At 70.2% G+C, this 3,179-nt stretch carries 2 protein-coding genes; both read right to left on the bottom strand.

The features are described 5' to 3' along the window. Positions 1–121 precede the first annotated feature (121 nt). Complete coding sequence (atzF, locus tag AC1DZ6_RS22135) at positions 122–1,918, bottom strand: allophanate hydrolase (RefSeq protein WP_477099279.1); 1,797 nt, start codon at positions 1,916–1,918, stop codon at positions 122–124. Beyond that, positions 1,915–3,179 (bottom strand): DUF2118 domain-containing protein (locus AC1DZ6_RS22130; protein WP_477099278.1); only part of this gene is annotated, 1,265 nt, incomplete at its 5' end. The genes AC1DZ6_RS22130 and atzF, both read right to left, overlap by 4 nt.

Genomic DNA, 3,179 nt, shown 5'->3' with positions numbered 1-3,179 from the left:
GTCGTCCAAAGGGCGACAGAGGGGGAGTGATCGGCGGCCTCGTCCTGGATCTACGATCCCAAGTCTCCCCCACCGATCGCTGCGCGATCGCCTCCCCCATTGGGGGAGGGCCTTGGGCGCGCTAAGCCAGCGACGCGATATAGGCCCGCCAGCCGCCCAGCGCCGTGATGTCCGTCGCCCCGTTCAACGCTCGCGGCTCGGCGACGAAGCCTTTCACCGACGTCCCGTCCTCCAGGGTCACCGTGCCGATGGCCAGCGGGGCGGGGACCTCGGCCGTGAAACTGCCGAAGGCCTCGAAGTCCAGCTCGTAGACCTCGACCAGGATCGACGATCCGCCCTCTCCGACATGGATCAGGGCCGGCTTCGGCGGGGTCGTCTCGGCCATGGCGTAGAGCTTGTAGGCCGGCGCGGTCTTGGTCGCGCTGACCAGGCGGGCCTCGCGCGAGGTCAGTTGCCAGTGCAACGGCATGCCGGCGAGATGCGCGCCGACCACGGCCAGCTTCACGCCGGGCCTACGGGGCGTCAGGTCGAGGGGCGGGGTGTCGGCCATGGGAAAGGTCTCCAGGTAGCGCTCGGCCAGGGCCAGCAGCGCGCGGTCGGCGAAGGCCGGCCCGATCAGGGTGACGCCGAAGCCCGTGCCGTTCTCGCGGAAGCCGGCTGGGACAGCGAGGGCGCTCATGTCGAGCAGGTTCACGAAGTTGGTGTAGAGGCCGAGATTGGCGTTCAGCGCGATCGGCTCGGCCAGCACCTCTTTCAGGCGATAGATGGTCGGGGCCGTGGGCAGCAGCATCACGTCGACGGCGTCCCAGATCGGTTCGACGGCGCGGCGATAGGCCTCCAGAGCATAGAGGCCCTTGAAGGTTTCGACACCGGTGACCGCGACGCCGCCCTGGACGATGGCGCGCACGGTCGGGTGGATCACGCCGGGGCTGTCGCGCAACAGGTCCTCGACGGCGGCGGTGCGCTCGGCCACCCAGGGGCCGCTGTAGAGCAGCTTGGCGCAGTCCAGCAGCGGGGCGATGTCGATCTCGACGGGCGTTCCGCCGGCGGCCGTCATGCGCGCGATGGCGGCGGCGTAGAGCGTGGCCGACTGCTCGTCCCCCAYGAACAGGCGCTGGTCGGGGCGGGGCACGCCGAAGCGGAAGGCGCCCATTGTAGTGGTTGGCGGGACGGTCGGCGGCGAGACCGGCGCGGCGCGCGAATAGTCGTCCTCGGCGTCGAAGCCGGTTAGCACCTCGTCCACCAACGCCGCGCCGGCCAGGTCAGCGGCGAAGACGCTGATGCAGTCCAGCGAGCGGCAGGCGGGAACCAGGCCCCGCGTGCTCCAGCGGCCCTTGGACGGCTTGAGGCCGACCAAGTGGTTGAAGGCCGCCGGCACGCGGCCGGACCCGGCTGTGTCGGTGCCCAGGGCGAAGGCCACCAGGCCCGCCGCCACGGCGACCGCCGAGCCAGAGCTGGAGCCGCCGCTGACATAGGCCTGATCGAACACGCACAGCGGCGCGCCATAGGGACTGCGGACCCCGACCAGACCGGTAGCGAACTGGTCGAGATTGGTCTTGCCGATCAGGACGGCGCCGGCCTCGACCAGCCGCTCGACGACGGTCGCCGAGCGCTCGGGCGTGTAGGCGAAGGCGGGGCAGGCGGCGCTGGTCGGCAGGTCGCCTACGTCGATATTGTCCTTCACCGCGAACGGCACGCCGGCCAGGGGCAGGGTCTCGCCGGCCGCGATCCGGGCGTCGACCGCACGGGCCTGGGCCAGGACGGCGTCCGCCGGTACGCGCAGAATCCACGCCTGGGGCTGGATCAGATCGTAGGCGGCCACGTCGTCTAGCGCGGCTTGCGCCACCCCGACCGCGCTGGCCCCGCGGTTGACGGCGTCGGCGATGGCGGTGACCGACAGACGTTCGAAGTCGCTCATGCCGCCGCCTCCCCAAGAACAGGCAAGTCGGGAGCGATGGCCACGATCGGCGCGCCGGCGGCGATGGGCTGGGCCGGTTGGGCGTAGACGGCGGTGACCACCCCCGCGACGGGGCTGTTGACGTCGCATTCGGCCTTCATGGCCTCGATCACCGCGATCACCGCCCCGGCCTCGACCCGTTCGCCGGGCTCGACCAGCACCTTCCAGACATTGCCGCCCAGAGGCGCTTCGACCACGTCGCTGCCGTCGGGAACCACGATGGCCGCCGCGTCGCTCGCATCGTCRACGACGCCGGACAGGGCCTCGACCCGCGCGAACTCGCCCCTGGCCTCCCAGTCGGCGCGCTCGACGTCGAAGGCGGCCTGGCGCGTGGCCTGGAAGCTGGCGATGCTGTCGGCGTTCTCGACCAGCATCTTGCGATAGTCGGAGAGCCGGAAGGTCTCTTCCTCGATCCGGATCTGGCGCCGGCCCAGCGGGAAGTCGCGGCGCCACTCGACCAGCTCGTCGGCGCTGACCGGGAAGAAGCGGATCTGGTCGAAGAACCGCAGCAGCCAAGGTTTGCCGTCGACGAAGGCGTCGGTCTGGCGCCAGGTGTTCCACACTTGGATGGTCCGCCCGAACAGCTGATAGCCGCCCGGTCCCTCCATGCCGTAGATGCACATATAGGCCCCGCCGATGCCGACCACATTGGGCGGGGTCCAGGTGCGGGCCGGGTTGTACTTGGTGGTCACCAGCCGGTGGCGCGGGTCGACCGGGGTGGCGACCGGCGCGCCCAGATAGACGTCGCCCAGGCCCATCACCAGGTAGCGGGCGTCGAAGACGATCTTCTGAACGTCGTCGATACTCTCAAGCCCGTTGACCCGGCGGATGAACTCGATGTTGTCGGGGCACCACGGCGCATCGTCGCGAACGGCCTGCATGTATTTGTCGATGGTCTGGTAGATCGCGGGATCCTTCCAGCTCAGCGGCAGGTGCACGACCCGTGACGGGATCTCGAAATCGTCCAGCCCGCCCAGTCGCTCCTCGGCGGCGGTCAGGGCGGCCAGCAGGTCGGCCTGGGTCAGGCGGCGGCTGTCATAATGCACCTGCAGCGAGCGGATGCCGGGGGTCAGGTCGATGACGCCGGGCAACGCCAGGGCCTGCAGGTCCAAGTGCAGGGCGTGGATGCGCAGGCGCAGTTCCAGGTCCAGCACGATGGGGCCGTACTCGATCAGCAGGTGCTGGTCGCCCTGGCGGCGATAGGTGACGTGGGGGCGGTGGC

This window comes from Caulobacter sp. P1_B12_2 (assembly GCF_056406675.1).
This window is presented reverse-complemented; position numbering and strand designations above follow the sequence as displayed.